Here is a 20,062-nt window from a genome sequence, read left to right as displayed (position 1 = left end):
CTCCCCCACCTAAATCCCTTTCCCCATCCCGTCCCCCTAAAGTGCTTTCGCACATTGCCCTGATAACGCAAATCCGCCTTCAAGACCGCCCCAATACCCCCCTAATACCTGCCCAATACCCGCCCAATAACCCCTTAATACCCCCGCAAGATCCCTCCATAAACTGCCCCCAAAACCCCCTCTCAAGGCCTCCCCGCCCCATATTTTAAGTAAACTACAACTAACCAAACGTCAAAAATACCACCCACAGCACAATGCAAAGAAGTTTTTCTGTACAAATAGCAAATCCCCATTCCCCCGCAAATGTCCCCTTCCATCCGTCCATACCCCCTCCAACAAATTCTCCAAACACCCGGTAAATACACCAATTCCTACAATGGAAACGAGAAAATATTATACAAAAAGAAAAACGGCTGTGCATATTCTCCATGCACAGCCGTCATTTTTGCTAATTACCGGCGTCCGGCGCCTCCACCGCGGCTACCGCCCCCGCCGTGAAAGCCCCCGGAACGTCCGCCGCCAAAGCCGCGTCCAGCGCCGCCGCCCCGGCTCCCCCCTCCCCCGGAGAACCCGCCAGGCCGTCCGCCGAACTCTCCAAACCCGCCAAAACCGCCGGGTCTGCCCCCAAATCCGCCGGGTCTAGGCGGCCTGGGCCCACCATATGGTGGGGGTGGCGGGGGAGGGGGCCCCCAGTAGTGCCTGCGGCGATGGTGGTTGTTCATCATGCTCCCCATAAACATACCCTGCCAGAACCCGCCGCCACCGCCGCCGCCTCGTGGCCCGCCGCCCCGGCCAATGCCCTTCAGCAGGCGGAATACCAACAAAAGTACCACGACCACAATGGCTATCCGCACCAGGGCAAAGACGATGATGCCCAGGACCCGTATGCCGCTGCGGGAGGAACTCCCACTGGCCGGCCCTTCATAGCGGCCGTCCTCCATCGGGGCGGCAGGGGAGCCGGCGTAATAGGACTCCAGTTCATCTACAACCGCGTCGAAGAACCTAAGCACCCCAGCGTCATAGTCACCGGCTGCAAAGTCCTCCTCCAAATAGTCATAGAGCATATCCCCCAGCATACCGCCGTTAAAATAGTCCTCAATGCCATACCCGGCCTGGGCATAGTAGTCGTCCTCGCCAATGCCCAATAGCAGGAGGATGCCGTTGTTCCGCTCGCTGGAGCCGATCCCCCACTGGTTGAACAGGTCAGTGGCGTAGTCCTCCCGGCTTTTCCCGCCGAAAAAGTCCACGGCAACCACCACAACCTCCGCGCCGCATTCCGCAAAAAGGTCCTGGTTGGTGGAGATGATCCGCTTTTCGGTGGAACTGGAGAGCACGCCGGCGCTGTCCAGCACATATTTGTTTTCGGGCCTTTTGGGGATGGCCGCCAGCGCAGAGGGGGCCAGGCTGGCAACCAGGCATAGGGCCAGCAAAATACCCAGCAGGCTATTTAGGCTACGTTTTTTCATCCAGGGGACCTCGCTTTCCTGTCAATATAGCGGTGTGAACGGTGCCGCTGGGTTTCATCCGCCAAAGGCATCTGTAACCCGGCCGCTGATCTCCTCCCCCAAGCCCTCAGCCCAATCCGCCACGTCATCGGCAAAGTCCGTGGCGCCGTTGGCGGTGTCGTCGGCAAACTCCTGGGCCCGCTCCACAATTTCATCCAAATCAGGGGCGCCAGGGCTCTCCCGCATGGCAGGGGGAGAGGGGATGCCCGTGTCCGCAGGGGCAGCCTGTTCGGTGGTGTCCACCTTATCAAAGGTAGACATGGGGTGCAGCAACGCCATAGGCCGCATCTTTTCCAGCTTGGCGTTAAACGCCCGGGCCGCGTCATTATAGCTGCTGCGGGCCAGCTTATCCTGCTCAGACTTCATCTGGTCGATAAGCTGGGCCGGGTATTTCCGATCCTTTTCGCTAAGTGTAATGCCCTGCAGCGCCTGAGAAAGTTCCTGGGCAGGGGCGTCCAGCGCCTGGTTGGCCCGGACAGTTTTGGTAAAACTGTCGTCGTCATCATAGGCGTTGTAAGAGGCCTGCACCCGGTACGCCAACTCTTCTATCAGGGGCTTCAAAGTGGGCTCCTGCTCCACGTAGCGCTCAGCCACGGTGATCAGGCTGTTGGCAGCCTCCTGGCGGTTTTCGATGCCCTCATACAGGCAAAAGCCCACGTCATCATAATAGTATTGGCCAGCCGCGTCCTCCCGTACCCGTGCCAATGAACGGTTGATGCCCAAAGGGATCGAGGCGGCAATGGCTACCGACATGGCCACGCAGGCCGCTATATGCCTTTTCTTTTTCATGAACGAGCCTCCTTTTGTAAGGTCAGGGAATTTTTAAAAGGGGATGATCCGCCCCCCAAACGTTTACGGCTGGACAACCAATCAAACAAGTAAAACAAACGGAATAACCGGCCACCCTGCTGCAAGGCGTCCAAAAGAAAAACGCAAAAACCGCACAGCAAAACACCGGAACCAGGCAGAGCTCCCGTAAATCCATCCCCCACCTGTGCAACAAAAAAGTTTTTGAAGATTTTTAAGAAACTTTTTTCAAAAAGTTTCTTAAACAGGGTTTGGGGCAGCGCCCCAACAGGAGGGGCTTGGGACAGCGCCCCAACAGGGGGGGTTGGGACAGCGCCCTAACAGCGCCCAAGCCCTCAGGAGTGGATATCCAGCAGTTTTTGCTTGAGTTCCCCTTCCAGCCGGCCGATCTCCTGCTCGGCGGCACGGCGCTTGGCGCGGCCCTCGTCCTGGATTTTGACCACCTCGTCCAGGGTCTGGATAAGGGAGAGGTTGGTGTGGCGGAGGGTTTCCATATCCACCACGCCGCGCTCGGTTTCCCTGGCGGTTTCGATGGTGCTCATCTTCAGCTTGTCGGCATTTTTGCGCAGCAACTCGTTGGTCATATCCGTGACCTCCCGCTGGGCGCGGACGGCCTGCTCACTGTGGGCAAGGCCCAGGGCCAGCACCATCTGGCTCTTCCACAGGGGGATGGTGTTCACCAAAGTGGACTGGATCTTGTCGCTCATCAGCTTGTCATTGTTCTGCACCAGGCGGATCTGGGGGGACATCTGCACGCTGACCATGCGGGTCAATTCCAGGTCGTGGAGTTTTTTCTCGAAACTGTCGCACTGCTGAGCGAAGTCATTGGCAGCCTGGGCGTCCTCGGCCAGGCCGGTCTGCCGGGCCTTCTGTTTCATCTGCTCCAGGGTGGTGGCCCGCTCCTGCTGCAATTTCTTTTTGCCGGCGATGATGTACATGGACAACTCTTTATGGTAATTCAGGTTCATGTCATACAGCTTATCCAGCATCACCACGTCCTTCATCAGTTGTACCTGATGGCTTTCCAGGGCGGCGGCGATCTTGTTGACATTCACCTCGGCGCTGTCATACCGGGCCTTCATGGCCACAATCTTGTTGCCGGAGTTCTTAAAGAACCCAAAGAACCCTTTTTTCTCCTCCTCATCAATGTCAAAACCCTTCAGTTCTACCACCAGGTTGCTGATCTGGTCGCCCACCTCGCCCAGGTCCTTGGTGCGCACATTGTTCAGCGCGGTGTCCGAGAAGGAGGCGATCTTCTTCTGGGCCGCAGAGCCGTACTGCATCACCATGGTGCTGTTGTGCAGGTCGATTTTCTGGGAGAAGTCGTCCACCATCTTGCGCTCTTCCGGGGAGAGCACGCTCTCGTCCAGGGTGGTGATCTGGGGCTCTTCCGGGGCGGCAGGGGCCTCCTGCTGCTCCGGGTCCAGGGTGAGCGTGGGCATCTGGGGGGCCTCCTGCTCCAGGGTCAATTTGATCTCGTTGTCCATCTGTACGACCTCATTTCATGTTATATTTTATCCTTACCTGATTACAGTTTCCTGTGCGGTTTCTTACGAATTGTTTAAGCTGTAAAACTTACTTCTGACAAGGCGCAAAGGTTTCCTCTTAATAGGCCCAGTGGATGTTTACAACCCGTTTTTCTTCTCCTCCACAAAGCCCTCTTGTTTCAGCATGGTTTCAAACACCGTGATGTCCGCCGAAATATCCATGGCCTCGTCGGTAAACAGGGAGTCCAGTTGCTTTTCAAAAGCGTCGGCCACGGTATGCATCATGCCCGCGATGTTAAACATGGTGGAGGTAATGTTCTCGCCCTTTACCGACTGCTTGCTAAGCTGCTCGTAGCTGTTCAGCAGCTTAAGGGTGGTGGGCAGGTAGTAGTTCATGAATTTGCGGATCTGGGGGGCCTTGCCCGGATGCTTGGCAATATAGTTGAAAATATCCGCCGAGGCCCGCTCCATCCGGTCGATATCGGCGGAAAGGGCTTCGTCCGGGATGGCGTCATTGGCGGCCCGGAGTTTTTTCAGGTACACATGGCCCTCGTCGATGATCTTATCCACCTCCGGGTTGCCGGTGGTGGATTTCTTCTCCGGCTGGGGCTCCGGCTCCTTTTTAGCCTCTGGCTGGGGTGCGGGTTTGGGCTCTTCCGCCACCGCGGGCACCAGTTGCTTTTTTCCCCGGAAAATGGCACCGGACAGCAGGAAAGTCAACAGCACCACAATGGCGAATACCGCCCACTCGTGGGGCTCGATCATCTGGCCGTTCATTGCGTACAGCAGGGCCACAATGCCGGTGATGTAATATTTGGCCGGGCTGCCCATATGCACCACCTTCATAGGGGGCATTTGGGGCGCAGGGGCCGGCGTGACGCCCGCAGGGGGGCGGGTGCTTTGGGTGGGATGGGGGGGAGCCTGCCGGTATGGCTGGGCAGGCGGGGGCGTTCCCGGCCCCGGCCGGTATCCGGGCTGCGGCCCCTGCCGGGTAGGCTGGGGGGGCCGGGAGGCCTGGCGGTTGGGCTGGGCGCCGTTATACCGGTAGGTATAGTGGTAGCTGCCGTTAGGGGCGCTGGGGGGAGGGGGCGCGCTGGGGGCCTGATGGGCGCCGGGCTGTGGCGGCCGGCCGTTCCGGTAGCCCTGGGCGGCGGACTTGACCACCGGGCCGACGCTGTTCAACGCGGCATCAATACCCGCGGCAGCCCGGCCCAAGCCCTCGGCCAGCTTGTCTGCGCCGGGCAGGCCGTTAAGCGTTTTGTATACCTGGGAGGAACGGTATTCGGCCTCCACGGGACGTTTGCCGTTGTTGTTCATGTAGATAACACCCTCTCCTGATCAGCATTATGGGGAATATGCGCGCCTTGGGGCCGCATAGGGGAATAGCTAGGCCGTACCGGGCTGTAAGGCTTGCGGAACAACAGCCCTACTCCTATTTTACGGTGTATCGGCGGCTATGTCAACTTAATTTTCTATTAACATTGGGGCGTGCCCGGCCGGGGGGTAAAGTGCCGGGCATAAAGCTGGCGCACCTGGCCGGCCTCGGCCAGCCCCTGGGTAAAGGCGGTAGCCGCCCCTGCGGATACCCCCCAGTCCAGGGCGGCGGACAGGTTCCTGGTTTGCAGCCAGCCGTGGAGGAAACCCGCCACCATAGAGTCGCCCGCCCCTACCGAGGACACCTCTTTGCCGGGCAGGGCTGGGCGGCGCAGCACTTTCCCCTGGGCGGTCAGCAGGAAAGCCCCCTGCCCGCCCATAGAAACCAGCACGTTCCTGGCGCCCCGGCGGCGCAGTTTCCGGGCATAGGGCAGGCTGTCCTCCTCGCCGGTAAGGCGCACCCGGAACAGTTCTCCCAATTCCTCCAAATTGGGCTTGACCAGGAAGGGCTGGGCCTGCAAGCCGGCCAGCAGCGCCGGGCCGCTGGCGTCCAAAACCAGGCCGGTCCCCTGGGGCGCGGCCTTGGCCAAACGGGCGTAGGTGTCCACAGGCAGCCCCTGGGGCAGGCTGCCGGAGAGCACCAGCATATCCCCCGGACGCAAAAGGGTGGCCACAAGCTGCTCCAGTTGCTCCAGGGTGGTTTCGTCCAGGGCGGGGCCCGCGCCGTTCAGGGCGGTTTCCGGCTGGCCGGCAGGGGATAATTTCAGGTTCAGGCGGGTAAGGCCCTGTTTCAGGAAGAGGAAGGAGGTGTGGCAGCCCGCCTGCTCCAGCATATCTGCCAGGGCCCTGCCGGTAAACCCGGCGGCAATGCCCAGCGCCGAGGTGCTGACGCCCAGGGAGGAGAGCATCAGCGAAACATTGACCCCCTTGCCACCGGGCAAAAACCGGGAGGCGCCGTAGCGGTTGATCTGCCCGATACAGAAGGTTTCGGGCGCCAGGTAGCAGTCTAGCGCGGGGTTGAGCGTGACAGTGTACACCATAATAATACCCTCCTGGCCTTACAAGTCTTTTAAAGTATTCTATCATTTTAAAAAATTTTTTGCAATCATTTCCGCACAATAGGTATTTTTTTATCCTGGCTGGCAAAGCTAATCCAGAGCAAAAAAGGGCGGCAGCAGGGGGCGCGGGCAACACCGCGTTGCCTGCCGTTCCGGCCGCCCGCAAAAAACAGGGCCGCGCGGGGCGGGTATGCCCTGCTGCCCGGCAGAAAGGAAGTCAGTATGAAAAGCAAAAGCGTATTGGTTTTTTGTTTATGCCTGCCTGTTCTGGCAGCCCTTACCGGCTGCGGCAATGGCAAGGTGGAAAGCACGGTGTCTGAGGTGGTCTCCCGGGTGGGGGAGGACGTAAGCGAAACGGTCAGCCGGGTGGAGTCGGCCCTGGACTCCATGCTGGACGGCGAGGCGTCCGGCCTCCAGTCTGATCTGGGCAGCGGGGTAAACAGCGGGCTGGATGAGGACGGCCTGGACAGCGGGCTTTCCAGCGTGTGGGACGACGGGGACGAAAGCACGGTGGAGAGCGGGGACCGTTGACAGCAGAGGGCGCGGGATGCGCCCTCATTTTTTGTGGGCCGGGCCGGTTGCATCCCCAAAGGATTTGTGGTACAATGAATGCTAACTTGGCCCCAGGGCCCGCCGGTTGCCGGGGGCCTGGCGGGCCGGCCAAGTATCACGAGGGCTGGATAAGGAGGGGAAAGATTGCAGTTCTATAAAAAGTACATAGGTACAAAAGCTTTTTACCTGTCCGTGGTGGCACTGATCATCCCGATGGTGATCCAGCAGGGCATCACCACATTTGTGAACCTGCTGGACAACGTGATGGTAGGGCGGCTGGGCACGGCGCCCATGTCCGGGGTAGCCATTGTAAACCAGGTGGTCTTTATCTTCAACCTGACCATCTTTGGGGGGATGTCCGGGGCGTCCATTTTTGGGGCGCAGTACTACGGCAAAGGGGACACGGAAGGGGTGCGCAGCACCCTGCGGTTCCGGCTGGTTTTTGCCCTGGTGGCAGGGGTGCTGGGCATCCTGGCGATGGTGCTGTTTGGCAGGCAGTTCTTTATGCTGTACCTGCACGGGGACGAGGCCGCCCAGGGGGATATGGACGCTACCCTGCGCTATGCCGAAAGCTACATGGCCATTATGCTGTGGGGGCTTTTGCCCTTTGCGGTGTCCAACTGCTTTGCCAGTGTGATGAAGGACACCGGGGAAACCTTTATCCCGATGGTGGCCAGCGTGCTGTCCATTGGGGTAAACCTGGTGCTGAACTACCTGCTGATCTTCGGCAGCTTTGGTTTTCCCAAAATGGGGGTGGCCGGGGCCGCGCTGGCCACGGTGATCGCCCGGTATATCGAGGTGGCCTACCTGGCCATACAGGCCTACCGGCATAAGGGGAAGTTTCCCTTTATGGAAGGCGCCCTGAAGAGCCTGTGGGTCCCGCTGCCCCTGGTAAAGCGCATTGGCGCCACCGGCACCCCGCTGATGCTCAACGAGATGCTCTGGTCGGTGGGCATTTCGCTGATAACCGCCTGCTACGCCACCCGGGGGCTGGAGGCAGTGGCGGCCACCAACATCAGCGCCACGGTGCACCAGTTGTTCTCGCTGCTGCTAATGTCTATGGGCAACGCGGTGGCCATTATGGTGGGCCAGCAGTTGGGGGCCAACGATATGGAAGGCGCTAAAGCCACCGTGCGCAAGCTGCTGTTTTTCGGCACGGCCGCCAACCTGGCAATGGGGGTGCTGCTGGCCCTCTCGTCCCCGTTCATCCCCATGATCTACAACACCGAGGACACGGTGCGGGAACTGGCTTCCCAGTTGCTGATGATCTGCGGGGTGTTCCTGCCCCTGGGGGCCATTGTAAACTGCTCGTATTTCGCCATCCGTTCCGGGGGGCGCACGTTCATCACCTTTTTGTTTGACTGTATGTACACCTGGGTGGTATGCCTGCCCATTGCCTTCCTGCTCAGCCGGTTTACGGCGCTTTCGCTGCCGTGGATGTTCTTTCTGGTGCAATGCGCAGACTCCGGGCTGAAAGCGGTGATCGCGCTGCTGATGCTGAAGTCCGGCATATGGGCCAAGAACGTGGTGGCGGAGTAGACCCGGCAAGGGCGGAAAATGGAAAAGTTAGAAAGGGGTAAAAGCATGGAGGAACGCTATCAGTACCGGTATGAAACCCATTGCCACAACAGTTGGTGCAGTGCCTGCGGGGTAAGCACGCCCCAGGAGATCGCCGCGGCATACTATGCCTGCGGGTTTGCGGGTATCATCATAACCGACCACTTTTTGCGGGGCAATACGGCGGTAGACCGCTCGCTGCCCTGGGGGGAGATTGCCCACGAATACTACAATGCCTACCTGGCGGCCAAAGATTGGGCCCAGGGGAAGGACTTTGACGTGCTGTTTGGCATAGAGCACGCCTACGGTGACGGCAAAGAGGTGCTGACCTATGGTATTGGGCTGGATTTCCTGCTGGACAACCCGGACATCCACCTGCTGCCCCTTTCAGAGTATGCGGCGCTGGTGCATGGGGCAGGCGGGTTTTTGTCTATGGCCCACCCCTTCCGGGACCGGGGGTATATAAACATGGCGGTAGGGCCCCAGCCGGCGTACCTGGACGCGCTGGAGGTGTATAATTACCACAACCGTCCGGAGGAGAACGAGAAGGCCCTGGCCCTGGCCCGGGAAACCGGCCTGTTGCAGACCGCCGGGGGCGATGTGCACGAGCAGTACAGCTCTGGCATAGGGCAGGCGGGGGTGGCCTTTGCCCAGCGGGTGCGTACCGGCGAAGAGCTGGTAGAGGCCCTGCGCAGCGGAGATTACCGGCTGGTCGTGGCAGGGGAGACCGTGCCGAACCGGTAGGATGGTATGGGAAAACGGGGCCAGGCATTTGCCTGGCCCCGTTGGTTTTTGTTGGCCTTGGGGTTATTTGTCCTCGTCCACACCTTTTTTATAAAGGTTGAACCGGAACAGCTTGGATTCGTCCGACTCTTTCTCGCACATAACAAAGGCTTCGGCTATCTTGCCGCCCTCTATCAGCGCGGTAAGGCCCACCAACTGGCAAAGCTTGCTTTTCAGGTTGAGGCGGTTGCCGTCGCGGGTCATCAGGTAAATTTCCCCCTCGCAGCTATCCAGCACCTTCAGAAAGGCGGGGACATCTACGTCGTGCAGTTCGACCATTTGCGGTGACATATGGGCTCCTCCTTTTCTACGTGTTTGGTTCTTGGTGGGAAGATTATAGCACAGAAGGCGGGAAAAGGCAAGGGGGAAATGGGGCGGGGCTTACCGGCGCAGCAGGCGGCCAAACAGGCCGGATTTGCCGAAGATCTTCACGCTTTTCAGCCAGGAGGGCTCAATTTTTTCCAACACCACCTGGGGGCAGTCATACTGGGAGGGCTTTTTCTGCTGCTTAAGGTTTTCCATCAACTGGTTGTACCGCCGCACCGTGATCTCCTCGCAGTCCGGCCGCAGCACCTTGTAGTTGCCGGGCTTGCTGAACTTGAAAGCGTAGATGAAATCCGCCCACTCGCTGTACTCCGTCAGGTGTATGTACTCGTCCGGCACCTCCAGCGTCAGCCGCACCGAGCCGGAAACCTTGCCGCCGGTGTTCTGCCGTTTCCCCTTCACCACCGCAAAAACCGGGCACTCGCAATGCAGGCCCAGCATATCGATCATGGCGTCGTACTCCCCCCGCAGTTTTAGGTTTGGCTTGGCCCGGTAGGTTTCGCCGGCTTTCAGGGTTTTCAGCACCAGCTTGGATTGATAGGTCTGGACGATCATGGGGCATCACCTTCCTCTTTCTCCATTTGGAACTGGCCGGGGGTTTTCACCGCCCAGTCATATAGGTATGTGTCAAACGCGCCTACCCGGTTGGGGCGTATCAAAAACCGCCGCAGCAGGCTGTCCTCGTCCTGGCCGGTGCCGCCGAAAAAGGCGTCGGCAATCCCCCCGGCAATGCAGCCGACGGTGTCGGTGTCGCAGCGCACGCTGTATACGTTGCGTATGCAGCTTTCCCAGTCTTCAGACTCCAGGAAACAGCGCAGGGCCAGGGGCATGGTGCCCTTGGCGGATACGTCAAACTTGCCGAAGGGCCGGTAGGTGGACAGGGGGCGCAGTACCATGTATTTGTATTTGCGGTGGATGTACCGGGCAATCTCCCGCTTGCTGGCGCCGGTGCGGGCCATGTACACGGCTGCGGCAGTGGCCTGGGCGGCCTTAATGCCCTCAGGGTGGTCGTGGGTGCACATGGAACTGGCTGCGGCCTGGCGCTCCACCTCCTCCAGGGAGTTAAAATGCCAGCCGATATAGCTGACCCGCATGGCAGAGCCGTTGCCGTAGCTGTGGTAGCCCCGCTCAGACTGGGTGTGGAGCCAGTTTTTGAACATGGGCCCGTAGCCGGCCTGCATATACCGCCGGCCAAATTGGCGGTAGGCCCTAAAGTAGGGGACGCCGGTAAGTACCGCGTACTTGGTTGCAATGGTGAGCACCGTATCGTCGGTGTAGCTGCTCATGCCGCTGAAAAGCTCTTCGGTACGCCAGTCGAAACGCTCCGGCCGGGTGAACTCAAAGCGGGAACCGGCGATGTCGCCCAGGATGGCGCCGTACATCGGGGATCCTCCTTTCGTGGGGGGATGGGGCGGGCCTCTTACCAGCCATACTACTCCCATTATACCATCGCCTGCGAAAAATTGCTAGTTGCATTTTACACAAAAAGAGAGAGCCGGGCTGGAATAGGCCCGGCTCTCTCTGGGCAAAATAGACGGAACCTTAGCCTTCCCGGAAGGTGCAGCACTCGGTACCGCTTTTGCCGGTTACATCCTGGCAGCAGCAGCCTACGCATACGCATTCGGCCTCACACTTGCTGTTGTGGTTGTACGTGCACTTGTGGGCCTTGCAGTCAATGCTGGTTTCCGGGGTGGCGGAGCTGAAACCGGAAACGGCGTTGCTGCTGCCCGTGCCCCTGGGCTCAAAGGACTCGCAGCAGGTCTGGTCGCTGCAACAGGCGCCGGGGCCTTCTACCTTGATGCCCGGCAGGTCGCACAGGTCGTTAACATTGTGGCGGCAGGCGGTAACGGAACATTCCAGTCTGTTTTTCATGGCATATTACCTCGGCAATAAAAATTTGCAAAACGGGCAAAGCCGCTTTACAGGGCTATTGTGCCCGGTAGCCGGGGTTTTATTCACGGGAAGAGGCTTTGCAGGTCCTCTACCCTGGCGTAGGTATTGGCTGCTATGGTGCTGTTGAGGAAGAGCACATCCGTAATCCCCTTGCCGGCGCAGAAGGACGGCAGGCTACCCGCAAAGCTGCGGAAGTCCACCACATATACCTCGTCAAAGCTGGCGGCCAGGAAAGGGGCAATGGCGTTGCCGTAGGATTCCTTTACCAGCACCAGCTTGCGCCCGGTAGAAAGGCTTTCGTTGACAACCCGGAAACAGGGGTTATCCCCCCACAGGTACATGCTGTAGCCCATAGAACTGTCGGTGCTGTTAACGCCCGCAACCTCGGTAAAGCTTTCCCCATCATCAGAGAGGGCGGCGGTGTAGGGGAAACCCGGCTCATACAGGTCGATGTGGTCAGGCTGCCCGGCCAGGCAGCTTTCGCCGCAAAGCTGGTACAGGTACCCAAGAAAGCCGTCGTAGGTTTCTACGGTAAAATCTTCCAAAGCGGCGGGTTCTGCCTCTGCGGTATCACAAAACGCCCGGTAGGCGTAGTAGGCGCCCAGGCCCGTCCAGTGGGTGTCGGTGTTGAAGTAGAGGTATTCCGCCTTGTGCTGGTCCAGGGTATCGTAAGCGTCTACGGGGATGACATTTTGGTAGCTGCCGTAAATGTAGGCGGTGTTCTCCCGCTGAGAGCCGCAGCCCAGGGCGTCCCGCAGGCGCTGGGGCAGGCCGAACTCGCAGTGGTTGGGCACCACCAGGTTGTATACCCGGATGCCCGGCAACTGGGCGGCAAAGGACTCAATGGCCTGGGCGTAGGGCTCGGCGGCCTCGTTATAGCCGTAAAACAGTTCAAAGGCCATGTTATTCCAGATATACAGCCCCTCCGACGCATAGCCGTCCTCGCCGGTATCCGGGATAGGGGCGGGCGAGGGGGTTGGGGTAGGAGCCGGCGTAGGGGAGGGCGTGGGAGCGGGCGTTGGCACAGGGGTAGGGCTGGCCGTGGGGGCAGGCGGTGCGGTGGGCGTGGGGGCAGAAGGGGGCGGGGCGGAGCCGGCCTTTTCCCAGATCAAGAAACCGCCGGCGGCAAGGCCGGCCAGCAATAGGAGGATGGCGAGGAGGAGGCCGGGCCGGAAGGCAGGGGGCGAGGGCTGGGCGCGGTGTTTGGCAGGCATATGGGGTCAACTCCTTACAAAGGTAATGGGAATATCATACCAGAAAGGGTAAAAAAAGGCAAGGGCGCGGGGATCAGGCCCCACGCCCCTGTTTCCGTATGGTCAGGCATCAGCGCCTTTCAGCACCAGCTTGCCGGCCAGTTGCATAACCGCAAAGGCCGCCAGGCAAGTTACCAGGATCTCCGGCAGCATATAGCTGCCGTTGTAGACCAGCGAGTAAAAACAGGCCAACTGCTGCCCGTCCATGCCTGCCAGCAACGGCGAGAAATTCGCATCCGCGTACTCGCTCCACAAGATCCACCCGGACAGGAAGGAGCATACGTACCGCAGCAGCCCGGCCGCCAGGCAGCCCAATGTAAACGCCGTGGGTTCGTGTTTGACCCGGCCCCGGAACATCCCGGCCAGGCCCAGCACGGTGAACGCCAGCAAGTAGTCCAGCAGCACCGAGCCGGCGACCGTTGCCCCGCTGATGCCCTTGAGGCCGTCCATGCCAAAGAGCAGTTGCAGCACGCTGAAGGTGAATCCGGCCCCCAGCCCCCATTTTATGCCTGCCCGGTAGGCAAACAGCATAACCGGCAGCATCGAGCACAGGGTGATGGAGCCCCCGTAGGGCAGGTCGAACACCTTGATGAAGGACAGCACAGTGCCCAGGGCAATCAGGATGCCCGCCAGCACCAGGTTTTGCACCCGCAGGGTGTTGCCGGCCGGGGCCGGTATGGTCTTTCTGTTTTCCGCCATGTTGATCTTCCTTTCTCCGTGAGAAAATTTTTGAAAAATGAAAAGCCGCCTGGAGGCCCAGACGGCGTAAAAGTGCGTTTCCAGCCGGGTGGGGTATGGCCCGGCCCGGCAAAGTATCCTCATGAAACGCTCCCTACGTCGGTATGATCCGCATCAGGTTCATAGGGTTTAAGCTCGTAGCTCCTCTCAGCCCGTAAGGGCACCCCTGCTTTCACTTTTCAAATACTATTCTATCTTTTTTTGGGCAGATTGTCAATAGGGGGTTGCAATTTTGGGCAGGATAGTTTATAATGGTTTATAAAGAATTTATAAATCTTGCCGGGGTGATCAAGTGTGAAAGCAAAGGATCTGGCCAAAAAACTGGGCGTTTCGCCAGCCACTATCTCTTTGGTGCTGAACAATAAGCCGGGCATCAGCGACTCGCTGCGCAAGTCGCTGCTGGAAAAGATACAGGAGCTGGGGCACGGGGAGATGCTCAGCGACGCCTGCCGGGAGGGGGCCGCGCCGGGGGATAAGCCCGCGGAAAAGGCGGAAAGCGGCGGGTGTGCCTGCAAGGTGATCGCCTATATCATCTCCCATGAGTTTTTTGGGGACCGGAACGACCCCTATAATTTCTTCTCCGGGGTGCTGGAGGGCGTGGAGGCCGAGGCCTGGGAGAATGACTGCTGCCTGGTGATGGTGCACACCAACCGGCTGAAAAACACCAGCCTGGCTGAGCAGTTGCGCCGCACAGGGGATGTGATGGGGGCGATCGTGCACCCCTGCCAGTTGACAAAAAAGATGGAGCGGGAGGTCAAAGCGGCGGGGGTGCCCTGCGTCTTTATAGACGCAGGCGGCTTTCTGGACGGGGCATCTTATTGGGAGCCCAGCAGCGTGTGCATCAGTAACCGGCAGGGGATGTACAATGTGGTCAGATACCTGAAGGAAAAGGGGCATACCCAAATAGGCTTTGCCTACAGCGGCTGGCCCGGCGAGGTGCGGGATGACCGGCGCAGGTGGTACCGGTGGGCCCTGGAGGAATTCGGCCTGGAGGACCGGCCGGAGTTCTACTTTTGCGCCAAGCCGGAGGAAGACCTGTTTGAGTACCAGCGGCTGGCCAAATTGCTGGGGGAGGCGCCCCGGCTGCCCACGGCACTGGTGTGTGAGAACGACCGGCAGGCGTGGCGGGCCATAAAGGCGCTGGAACTCATCGGCAAAAAAGTGCCGGAGGACATTTCGGTAACAGGGTTTGACGACCAGCCCATGTGCACCATGATTGAGCCCCACATCACCACGGTGCACAATTCCCCCCAGTTGATGGGCCGGCAGTGTGTGCAGATGATCAAGAACCTGCGGCGGCTGAAGGAGCTGGGGGAAGAGGAACCCTGGCTGCGCTTTGAACTGCCCGCCCGGCTGGTAGAGCGGGGCAGCGTGCGGGATTTGACCGGGGCGGGGCAGAAGAGGCTGGAGTAAAATTGTTGAAATTGGCTAAATCAGGAAAACAGCGTGGAATACTATTGTTTTTGCGGGAAAAAGTAATTCTTTTGTAATCATTCTAGGCTTGACATTGTACGGGAACAGGAGTATAATTCCCCTTGGTTCCCGCGGGGCGGTAATGCAAGCCTTGAGGGGCCAAAATACTTAAAACAAAAATGAATGAAAGGTGATTGATCATGAAAAAGAATCTTCTCCGGCTTTTGGCCGGCACGATGGCGATGGCAATGGTACTGTCCCTGGCTGCCTGCGGCGGCGACGGGAAGAGCAGTTCCTCCAGCGAGGCCAGCAGCACCACCAGTTCCGCGGTAGAGGACAGCAGTTCTTCCGAAACGGAGAGCAGCAGCGAGGCTGAAAGCAGCGAAACCGAGAGCAGCGAGGCCGGCGCCCCTGCCAGCGGCAAGTTTGCTACCATCCAGGAGTTCCTGGACGACCCCACTGTGAAGGGCCAGTTGGACTCCATGATCGAAAGCCTGACTGCTGGCGACGACAGCATGAAGGTGGCCATTGCAGGCGAGGACAACAAGCTTATCTATACCTTTACCTATGTAGGCGAAACCTTTAGCGATGACGAGATCAGCGTTATGCGTGACGCGCTGGAAGCCGCTATGGGCAGCCAGGGCAGCACCTTTGAGAGCATTGCCGGTTCTTTGAGCTCTGCCATTGAAGTGACTGACCCGAAAGTGGTTGTGGTGTACGAGACCGAGGACGGCAAGGAGATTTACAGCCAGGAATTCAGTGCCAAATAAAGTAAACAAAAGCTGAGGGCTCCCCAAGCGGGAGCCCTTTTTATTTGCCTGATTATCCGCGCAGCGCCCATAAAAGTTTCCCCAAAGCGCAACGGGGCTTGCAAGAACCCCCACCTGCCCGCCTAAAACGAATCAGGGAACTTCCCTTTAAGGGGAAGTTCCCTGCCGGTATTCCAGCGCGTTTGCAGGCGCTGCTTTCGGTTACATGGAATCGGGGGCGGTTACTTTAAATAGGGCCAGGGCGTTTTCTATCACCGTTTTCGCCGCGGTACACAGGCCCAGCCGTGCCGCGCTAAGGGCCGGGTCTACCCCCTTCACCCGGCAGGCGTTGTAGAACTTGTGGAACAGGGTGGATACGTTCAGCACATACCGGGTAATACGTGCCGGGTCCATGTTCCGGGCGGCATTGGCCACCTCGTCGGTGTAGCCGGAAAGGTAGCGGGTCAGTTCCACTTCCTCCGGGGCGGTAAGCAGGGCCAGCTCTTCGGGGGTGCAGGGCCGGGGCTCTATGCCGTCAGCCTTCAAATTGCGCAAAATGCTGCAAATGCGGGCGTGGGCGTACTGCACGTAGTATACCGGGTTTTGGGCATCTTCCTTCACGGCCAGGTCCAAGTCAAAGTCAATACGGGTGTTGGGCTCGTAAGAGTTGAACAGGAATCGAGCCGCGTCAACAGGCACCTCGTCCAGCAGATTGGCCATGGTAATGGCTTTGCCGCTGCGCTTGCTGAGTTTTACGGCCTCGCCGTCCCGCACCAGGCTGACCATCTGCATCAGCACCACTTTCAGGCGGTCGGGGTCAATGCCCAGGGCGGCGATGGCAGCCTTCAGCCGGGGTACATAGCCGTGGTGGTCGGCGCCCAGCACGTTGATGGCCAGGTCAAATCCCCGTGTGACCAGCTTGTTGTAGTGGTAGGCGATATCCGGCACAATATAGGTGGGCACCCCGTTGGAGCGCACCAGTACAAAGTCCTCGGAGCCGTATTCCGCCCCCTTGAACCACAGGGCGCCTTCCTTCTCGTAGGTGCAGCCCTTCTCTTTAAATAGCTCGACTACCCGGCTGACCGCGCCGTTTCCGTGGAGGGTGGACTCGTGGAACCAGTTGTCGTACTCTACCCGGTAGCGGCGCAGGTCGTCGTGGAGCACCTGGATGTTTTGGGGGATGGCATAGGCGATAAGGGCCTCGCGGCGGGCCTCGCTGTCACAGGCCACGTACTTGTCCCCGTGGATGCCGGCAAAGGTCCGGGCGTTTTCCGTCACGTCCTCCCCCAGGTAGCCGTCCTCCGGGAAAGGGAAATCCGGCTGGAACTGCTGCATATACCGGGCCTCAATGGACAGGCCGTAGCGGTTTACCTGGTTGCCGGCGTCGTTAACGTAGAACTCCCGCTCCACCTGGTAGCCGGCCGTTTCCAGCACCGCGGAGAGGGCGTCGCCCAGCACGCCGCCCCTGGCGTTGCCAATGTGCATGGGGCCTGTGGGGTTGGCGGAAACGTACTCTACCAGCACCCGCTTTCCCTCGCCCAGCCCGCTTTGGCCATAGGCCGGGCCCAGCTTGGCGATATCCTGTAGGACAGCCCCGTAAAAGCGGGGGTCATAGGTGAAGTTGAGGAATCCGGGGCCGGCGATCTCGCAGGCGTTGAACCAGGTGCCCGCCAGGGAGATATTCTCCTGCACAGCCCCGGCAATTTTACGGGGGGCGGCGTGGAAGGCCCGTGCCCCGGCCATGGCCACGTTACAGGACCAGTCCCCGTGGGCCCGGTCGGCAGGGACTTCCAGCACGATGGGGGGTAGGGTGGCCGCAGGGAGGGTGCCGGAGGCTATGGCCTGCTGTAGCGCGGCCTGAATGGCGCCGGCCAGTTGTTCTTTGGCTTTGGTGACAAGCTGTGACATAATTTAAAAAATCCTTTCCTTTTAACTTTTTAAGCGGCGGCAGGGTACCGGCAGACAGAGGCCACGGCCGCGGCTTTACTTACAAAGCCGCGGCCGTGCAGGCGTCCCTGGGCGCCGGGCCGGTCAGCACCGGGGTGCCGGCAGGGGGATCACCTCTACCCGCAGTTCATTTTGGCTGGAGAGGTTAGAGTCGATGTCCAGGGTATACTTGATCTCCAGCGAGCCGCCGCCGCTGCCCAGGGCAGTATGCAGTTCGCTGGTAAAGACCCCCACGGTCAAAGAGCCGAACCCGGTGTCATAGTGGCACAGATGCCGCCGGCCCTCCTCCAGGATCAGCCGGGTGGAGGAGCCCGCCCGGATCATGGTGACTTTGCCCGGCTCCACCCGCAGCACCGCCGTGTGGGACAAGCGGGGATCCTCCTCATCGTACTCCTTATAGGCGATAAACTGCACGCCGTCCTTTTCGGAAAAAGTGCCGGTGGTGGAGAGGGCAACCTCCCCGGAATCATCCTCGTAAACCTGTTTGCCCCGGATGTTGATGGTGTAATCTTCCTTTAACATATCCCCGCCCTCCTTCATTTCCCGGTTTTTCTACCGGGGTATCCAGTGGTTTTCAGTAGCTTTCAATATCGTCCACCCGCCGGGGGCCTTTCACCGCGTGGCCCAGGAACAGGGCGGCTACCGCGGCAAAGTTCTCCGGCTCGTCGGTCACATAGTATTCTGCCTGCCGGGGCTGGCCCGGCCCGCATAGCATGGTATGCCCCGTCAGGTACCCGGCCAGGGCCAGGGCCGCTTCCCGGCCGCTGTCCACCAGGGTGACCTGCGGGCCCATGACCTGGCAGATGGTAGGGGCGATCAAAGGGTAATGGGTACAGCCCAAAATCAGCACGCTGACCCCCGCCTCACGCAGGGGCGCAAGGTAATGCTCCGCCGCCAGCCGGGTGATCTCCTCGCCGGGGGCAACAAAGCCGTTTTCCACCAGCGGCACGAACAGGGGGCAGGGCTGGGTGAACACCTGCAACGCCGGGTCCAGCGCCGCAATGGCCCTGGCATAAGAGCCGCTGTGCACCGTGGCACTGGTGCCGATCACCCCGATCTTCCCCCCTTTGGCAGCCCGGACGGCTGCCTGGGCCGTAGGGCCCACCACATCAAAATAGGGTACGGGCAGGGCGTGGCCAATATCCCCCGCGGTAGAACTGACCGTACCGCAGGCGGCCAGTACGGCCTTCACGTCATGGCGGGTGAGGAAGGCCATATCCTGCCGGGCATAGCGGCGCACGGTTTCCCGGCTGCGGGTGCCGTAGGGGACCCGGCCCGTGTCGCCAAAGTAAACGATGCTCTCGCCGGGCAGCACCTTTTCCAGTTCTTTTACTGCCGTCAGCCCCCCCAGCCCGGAGTCAAATACCCCGATGGGCCGGTTATCCATGGGCCACACCCGCCTTCTCCAGGGCCAGGGCGATCAGCCGGTCCAGCAACCCGCCGTAGGTCATGCCGCAGGCCGTCCACAGCTTGGGGTACATACTGATGGCGGTGAACCCCGGCAGGGTGTTGATCTCGTTGAGCACCACCTCCCGGCCCTCTTCGGCTACAAAGAAGTCCACCCGCGCCAGCCCGGAGCAGCCCAGCAGCCGGTAGGCCCGCACGGCGGTGTCCCGTATCTTCTCCGCCACGGGTTCCTCCAGCCGGGCGGGGATGAAGAGCTGGCTGGTGCCGTTGATATACTTGTCGTCGTAGTCGTAGAACTGGGCGGAGGCGCCGATCTCCCCCACCACAGAGGCCTGGGCGGTGGGGCGTAGCCCCAGCACGGCGCACTCCACCTCCTGTCCCCGGATGCCCTCTTCCACAACCACCTTGCCGTCCTCGGCAGCGGCCTTTTTAATGGCGGCGTCCAGGCCTTCCGGGCTATCCACCCGGCTAACGCCTACAGAGGAGCCGGCATTGGCCGGTTTAACGAACACCGGGAAATCCAGCCGGGCCTGGATCTTGTTGCGGATGGTGTCCGGGGCGGCGGCATAGCGGTCGGCATAGAACCAGAGGTAATGGGCCTGGCGGATATCCGCCGCGGAGAGCAGGGTGTGGGTGATGGCCTTATCCATGCACACGGCGGAGCTGGTGACCCCGCAGCCTACATAGGGGATGCCGGACAACTGGAACAGCCCCTGGATGGAGCCGTCCTCGCCGTTTTTGCCGTGAAGGGCCGGGAAGATACAGTCCAGGGGGATGACCTCACAACGGCCGTCCTTTAGCGCCACCAGGCCGTGAACGGTAGGGTCAGGGGAGAGGAAGGCCGGGGTAGAGGCCGTCAGCCAGGTGCCGTCCGAAAGGTCGGCGGCAGGGCCCTCATACAAAAGCCAGTGGCCCTCTTTGGTTATGCCGATTTTATATACTTCATATTTCCCTGGGTCCAGGTTTTCCAGGATAGACGCAGTGGACATCAGGGAAACCTCGTGCTCAGAGGACTGGCCGCCAAAGACTACGCCCAGACGGAGTTTCTCGCTCATGGGGGATCACGCTCGTTTCGTTTGGATTCTTTTACCCTATTATACTATACCCGGCGGGATTTATCAACTGTTTTGGCCCACAAATACCGGCGAGGTTCCGGCGAACAAACGGACAAATAGTAAAAGTTTCGCCTTCTCACTTGCCGGTTCGGCCGGCTCG

Annotated in this window: 20 protein-coding genes and 1 riboswitch; of the genes, 5 read left to right on the top strand and 15 right to left on the bottom strand. The window is 59.9% G+C overall.

The genetic code is table 11. From position 1 onward, the window contains the following. Positions 1 to 452 precede the first annotated feature (452 nt). The 5 genes from U8U01_RS11700 to pfkB form a co-directional block, all read right to left on the bottom strand. The gene (locus tag U8U01_RS11700) at positions 453 to 1,466 is read right to left on the bottom strand and encodes a TPM domain-containing protein (protein ID WP_322174387.1); all 1,014 of its coding nucleotides are present in this window, start codon (positions 1,464 to 1,466) and stop codon (positions 453 to 455) included. A gap of 54 nt (positions 1,467 to 1,520) precedes the next feature. Beyond that, a complete protein-coding gene (locus U8U01_RS11695) occupies positions 1,521 to 2,294 on the bottom strand; it encodes a hypothetical protein (RefSeq protein ID WP_322174385.1) in 774 nt (257 codons plus the stop codon). A gap of 353 nt (positions 2,295 to 2,647) precedes the next feature. Beyond that, positions 2,648 to 3,799 carry a toxic anion resistance protein gene (locus U8U01_RS11690; protein ID WP_322174383.1) on the bottom strand — a complete coding sequence of 384 codons (1,152 nt, stop codon included), beginning with the start codon at positions 3,797 to 3,799 and terminating at the stop codon, positions 2,648 to 2,650. A gap of 138 nt (positions 3,800 to 3,937) precedes the next feature. After that, positions 3,938 to 5,116 (bottom strand): 5-bromo-4-chloroindolyl phosphate hydrolysis family protein, encoded by a 1,179-nt coding sequence (locus U8U01_RS11685; RefSeq protein WP_322174381.1) that lies wholly within the window; start codon positions 5,114 to 5,116, stop codon positions 3,938 to 3,940. Positions 5,117 to 5,274: 158 nt separating this feature from the next. Beyond that, positions 5,275 to 6,213 carry a 1-phosphofructokinase gene (pfkB, locus tag U8U01_RS11680; RefSeq protein WP_322174379.1) on the bottom strand — a complete coding sequence of 313 codons (939 nt, stop codon included), beginning with the start codon at positions 6,211 to 6,213 and terminating at the stop codon, positions 5,275 to 5,277. A 240-nt stretch (positions 6,214 to 6,453) separates the two neighbouring features. Between pfkB and U8U01_RS11675 the strand changes: the two genes are divergently transcribed. From U8U01_RS11675 to U8U01_RS11665, 3 genes are all read left to right on the top strand, one after another. Continuing rightward, the gene (locus U8U01_RS11675; protein ID WP_322174377.1) at positions 6,454 to 6,762 is read left to right on the top strand and encodes a hypothetical protein; all 309 of its coding nucleotides are present in this window, start codon (positions 6,454 to 6,456) and stop codon (positions 6,760 to 6,762) included. A 165-nt stretch (positions 6,763 to 6,927) separates the two neighbouring features. Then, positions 6,928 to 8,322 (top strand): MATE family efflux transporter, encoded by a 1,395-nt coding sequence (locus tag U8U01_RS11670; RefSeq protein ID WP_322174375.1) that lies wholly within the window; start codon positions 6,928 to 6,930, stop codon positions 8,320 to 8,322. A gap of 45 nt (positions 8,323 to 8,367) precedes the next feature. Then, positions 8,368 to 9,084, top strand: a complete 717-nt coding sequence (locus U8U01_RS11665) for a PHP-associated domain-containing protein (protein ID WP_322174373.1) — start codon at positions 8,368 to 8,370, stop codon at positions 9,082 to 9,084. A gap of 63 nt (positions 9,085 to 9,147) precedes the next feature. Here U8U01_RS11665 and U8U01_RS11660 read toward each other — a convergent pair whose 3' ends face one another. From U8U01_RS11660 to U8U01_RS11635, 6 genes are all read right to left on the bottom strand, one after another. Then, positions 9,148 to 9,414 (bottom strand): hypothetical protein, encoded by a 267-nt coding sequence (locus U8U01_RS11660; protein ID WP_322174371.1) that lies wholly within the window; start codon positions 9,412 to 9,414, stop codon positions 9,148 to 9,150. 90 nt (positions 9,415 to 9,504) lie between these two features. Beyond that, on the bottom strand, positions 9,505 to 10,002 hold the full coding sequence (locus U8U01_RS11655; protein ID WP_322174369.1) for a hypothetical protein: 498 nt from the start codon (positions 10,000 to 10,002) through the stop codon (positions 9,505 to 9,507). Next, positions 9,999 to 10,829, bottom strand: a complete 831-nt coding sequence (locus U8U01_RS11650; protein WP_322174367.1) for an ADP-ribosylglycohydrolase family protein — start codon at positions 10,827 to 10,829, stop codon at positions 9,999 to 10,001. The genes U8U01_RS11655 and U8U01_RS11650 overlap by 4 nt, the downstream gene beginning before the upstream one ends. Positions 10,830 to 10,989: 160 nt before the next feature. Next, a complete protein-coding gene (locus U8U01_RS11645; protein ID WP_322174365.1) occupies positions 10,990 to 11,319 on the bottom strand; it encodes a DUF1540 domain-containing protein in 330 nt (109 codons plus the stop codon). Between the two features lie 83 nt (positions 11,320 to 11,402). Beyond that, positions 11,403 to 12,554 carry a DHHW family protein gene (locus U8U01_RS11640; RefSeq protein WP_322174363.1) on the bottom strand — a complete coding sequence of 384 codons (1,152 nt, stop codon included), beginning with the start codon at positions 12,552 to 12,554 and terminating at the stop codon, positions 11,403 to 11,405. Between the two features lie 102 nt (positions 12,555 to 12,656). Beyond that, the gene (locus U8U01_RS11635) at positions 12,657 to 13,292 is read right to left on the bottom strand and encodes an energy-coupled thiamine transporter ThiT (protein ID WP_322174361.1); all 636 of its coding nucleotides are present in this window, start codon (positions 13,290 to 13,292) and stop codon (positions 12,657 to 12,659) included. Between the two features lie 113 nt (positions 13,293 to 13,405). Further along, positions 13,406 to 13,509: riboswitch (TPP riboswitch) on the bottom strand. A 116-nt stretch (positions 13,510 to 13,625) separates the two neighbouring features. Here U8U01_RS11635 and U8U01_RS11630 point away from each other — a divergent pair. Together U8U01_RS11630 and U8U01_RS11625 are read left to right on the top strand one after the other, a co-directional pair. After that, positions 13,626 to 14,744: a LacI family DNA-binding transcriptional regulator gene (locus U8U01_RS11630; protein WP_322174359.1), complete on the top strand. Its 1,119-nt coding sequence runs from the start codon at positions 13,626 to 13,628 to the stop codon at positions 14,742 to 14,744. A 200-nt stretch (positions 14,745 to 14,944) separates the two neighbouring features. Continuing rightward, positions 14,945 to 15,514: a DUF4854 domain-containing protein gene (locus U8U01_RS11625; protein ID WP_322174357.1), complete on the top strand. Its 570-nt coding sequence runs from the start codon at positions 14,945 to 14,947 to the stop codon at positions 15,512 to 15,514. 201 nt (positions 15,515 to 15,715) lie between these two features. Here the strand turns inward: U8U01_RS11625 and argS are convergent, their stop codons facing one another. The 4 genes from argS to U8U01_RS11605 all read right to left on the bottom strand — a co-directional run bounded on the left by argS (position 15,716) and on the right by U8U01_RS11605 (position 19,902). Then, complete coding sequence (gene argS, locus U8U01_RS11620; protein WP_322174355.1) at positions 15,716 to 17,401, bottom strand: arginine--tRNA ligase; 1,686 nt, start codon at positions 17,399 to 17,401, stop codon at positions 15,716 to 15,718. 123 nt (positions 17,402 to 17,524) lie between these two features. Continuing rightward, the gene (locus U8U01_RS11615; RefSeq protein WP_322174353.1) at positions 17,525 to 17,962 is read right to left on the bottom strand and encodes a YwiB family protein; all 438 of its coding nucleotides are present in this window, start codon (positions 17,960 to 17,962) and stop codon (positions 17,525 to 17,527) included. Between the two features lie 52 nt (positions 17,963 to 18,014). Next, positions 18,015 to 18,827 (bottom strand): glutamate racemase, encoded by an 813-nt coding sequence (gene murI / locus U8U01_RS11610; RefSeq protein ID WP_322174351.1) that lies wholly within the window; start codon positions 18,825 to 18,827, stop codon positions 18,015 to 18,017. Beyond that, positions 18,820 to 19,902, bottom strand: coding sequence for a D-alanine--D-alanine ligase family protein (locus U8U01_RS11605; RefSeq protein WP_322174349.1), 1,083 nt, complete (start codon positions 19,900 to 19,902; stop codon positions 18,820 to 18,822). Before U8U01_RS11605 ends, murI begins: the two co-directional genes overlap by 8 nt. Positions 19,903 to 20,062: the final 160 nt, after the last annotated feature.

The organism is Acutalibacter caecimuris (assembly GCF_034335085.1).
Lineage (GTDB): Bacteria > Bacillota > Clostridia > Oscillospirales > Acutalibacteraceae > Acutalibacter > Acutalibacter caecimuris.
Note: the sequence above shows the minus strand (reverse complement) of the source record. Positions and strands in the feature narration are given on the sequence as shown.

Excerpts from the sequence above, each read along its gene's own strand:
- U8U01_RS11675 (WP_322174377.1), top strand. The coding sequence starts at position 6,454 with ATGAAAAGCAAAAGCGTATTGGTTTTTTGTTTATGCCTGCCTGTTCTG.
- U8U01_RS11700 (WP_322174387.1), bottom strand. The coding sequence starts at position 1,466 with ATGAAAAAACGTAGCCTAAATAGCCTGCTGGGTATTTTGCTGGCCCTA.
- argS (WP_322174355.1), bottom strand. The coding sequence starts at position 17,401 with ATGTCACAGCTTGTCACCAAAGCCAAAGAACAACTGGCCGGCGCCATT.
- U8U01_RS11645 (WP_322174365.1), bottom strand. The coding sequence starts at position 11,319 with ATGAAAAACAGACTGGAATGTTCCGTTACCGCCTGCCGCCACAATGTT.
- pfkB (WP_322174379.1), bottom strand. The coding sequence starts at position 6,213 with ATGGTGTACACTGTCACGCTCAACCCCGCGCTAGACTGCTACCTGGCG.
- U8U01_RS11650 (WP_322174367.1), bottom strand. The coding sequence starts at position 10,829 with ATGTACGGCGCCATCCTGGGCGACATCGCCGGTTCCCGCTTTGAGTTC.
- U8U01_RS11695 (WP_322174385.1), bottom strand. The coding sequence starts at position 2,294 with ATGAAAAAGAAAAGGCATATAGCGGCCTGCGTGGCCATGTCGGTAGCC.
- U8U01_RS11615 (WP_322174353.1), bottom strand. The coding sequence starts at position 17,962 with ATGTTAAAGGAAGATTACACCATCAACATCCGGGGCAAACAGGTTTAC.
- U8U01_RS11640 (WP_322174363.1), bottom strand. The coding sequence starts at position 12,554 with ATGCCTGCCAAACACCGCGCCCAGCCCTCGCCCCCTGCCTTCCGGCCC.
- U8U01_RS11685 (WP_322174381.1), bottom strand. The coding sequence starts at position 5,116 with ATGAACAACAACGGCAAACGTCCCGTGGAGGCCGAATACCGTTCCTCC.
- U8U01_RS11605 (WP_322174349.1), bottom strand. The coding sequence starts at position 19,902 with ATGAGCGAGAAACTCCGTCTGGGCGTAGTCTTTGGCGGCCAGTCCTCT.
- U8U01_RS11665 (WP_322174373.1), top strand. The coding sequence starts at position 8,368 with ATGGAGGAACGCTATCAGTACCGGTATGAAACCCATTGCCACAACAGT.
- U8U01_RS11690 (WP_322174383.1), bottom strand. The coding sequence starts at position 3,799 with ATGGACAACGAGATCAAATTGACCCTGGAGCAGGAGGCCCCCCAGATG.
- U8U01_RS11660 (WP_322174371.1), bottom strand. The coding sequence starts at position 9,414 with ATGTCACCGCAAATGGTCGAACTGCACGACGTAGATGTCCCCGCCTTT.
- U8U01_RS11625 (WP_322174357.1), top strand. The coding sequence starts at position 14,945 with ATGAAAAAGAATCTTCTCCGGCTTTTGGCCGGCACGATGGCGATGGCA.
- murI (WP_322174351.1), bottom strand. The coding sequence starts at position 18,827 with ATGGATAACCGGCCCATCGGGGTATTTGACTCCGGGCTGGGGGGGCTG.
- U8U01_RS11655 (WP_322174369.1), bottom strand. The coding sequence starts at position 10,002 with ATGATCGTCCAGACCTATCAATCCAAGCTGGTGCTGAAAACCCTGAAA.
- U8U01_RS11635 (WP_322174361.1), bottom strand. The coding sequence starts at position 13,292 with ATGGCGGAAAACAGAAAGACCATACCGGCCCCGGCCGGCAACACCCTG.